The sequence below is a fragment of the Vibrio sp. 970 genome, assembly GCF_033339075.1.
The window spans coordinates 1-521 of sequence record NZ_JAWOTW010000794.1 but is presented as its reverse complement, the minus strand read 5'-3'; the positions used below and the strand labels follow the sequence as shown (position 1 = coordinate 521).

At 48.4% G+C, this 521-nt stretch carries 1 protein-coding gene; it reads left to right on the top strand.

Annotated features, from left to right (window positions below):
• Positions 1–459: beta-eliminating lyase-related protein (locus R7Q11_RS29230; protein ID WP_263857237.1), on the top strand; the 459-nt coding region annotated here is incomplete at its 5' end.
• Positions 460–521 lie beyond the last annotated feature (62 nt).

Sequence of the window (521 nt, the reverse complement as noted above, 5' to 3'; positions counted from 1 at the left end):
TTGTATGAGGGCGCGGATGAAGACTTCCTGCATTATCGAATCAGTCAGGTGCAATACTTGGGCGAGCGTCTACGGGAGGGGGGAATTCCAATCCAATATCCAACTGGTGGCCATGCGGTGTTTGTTGATGCGGCGAAAATATTGCCGCACATTCCAGCCGATCAGTTCCCAGCACAAGCCTTGTGCAATGCGTTGTATCTGGAGGCTGGGATTCGAGCTGTTGAGATTGGCTCATTGTTGCTCGGACGTGACCCTGAAACGGGTGAACAGAAAGCCTCTGAGCTTGAATTAATGCGCTTAACGATTCCACGTCGAGTCTATACTAACGACCACATGGACTACATCGCGGATGCGTTGATCGAGTTGAAGAACCGAGCTCATGAATTGAAAGGTTTGACGTTCGAATATGAGCCTCCGGTTTTACGTCACTTTACGGCTCGCTTCCGTGAAATTGATTAACCTGAAGTAGGTTTGACACCTAGATAACTAGGTATCTAGGTACTTAAGTAAAGGGCAAAAGG